A 562-nucleotide genomic window follows, 5' to 3' on the forward strand; every position below is an offset into this window, starting at 1 on the left:
TGTCGTTGTTGGACACAAAACCTCCGAAGATGGCGATGTCACCCCCGTGACGCGAGAAGTGGTGATTGCCGCCAACACTAAGTCGACGGATTTCACCGTGGCGACCTTGGATGACAGCATCCTCGAAACCACTGACGATGACGTGTTCGAAGTGTCGGTCACTGGCACAGCGGGCGGTGGCTTTGAAGTGCTGCCGGATAACCCATCGGCGGTCGAAACGACGATCAATGAAGACACCACATCAACGGATAAACCGACTCTGACACTCACAGGTGACAGTGAAGTGGTTGAAGGCGCGGAAGCGTCTTACACGCTCAGTATCTCTGAAGCACCCACAACAGCTTTAACCGTCACTGTCGTTGTTGGACATAAAACCTCAGAAGATGGCGACGTCACCCCCGTGACCCGTGAAGTGGTGATCGCCGCCAACACTAAGTCGACGGATTTCACCGTGGCGACCTTGGATGACAGCATCCTCGAAACCACTGACGATGACGTGTTCGAAGTGTCGGTCACTGGAACAGCGGGCGGTGGCTTTGAAGTGCTGCCGGATAACCCGTCG

The 562-nt window shown here is 55.3% G+C and carries 1 protein-coding gene; it reads left to right on the forward strand.

The genetic code is table 11. The annotated features are described in order from the left end of the window. A partial coding sequence (locus tag LRP50_RS25445) for a hypothetical protein (protein WP_274167183.1) occupies positions 1–562 on the forward strand: 562 nt, incomplete at both ends.

It is taken from the genome of Enterovibrio gelatinilyticus, from assembly GCF_028683095.1.
GTDB lineage: Bacteria > Pseudomonadota > Gammaproteobacteria > Enterobacterales > Vibrionaceae > Enterovibrio > Enterovibrio gelatinilyticus.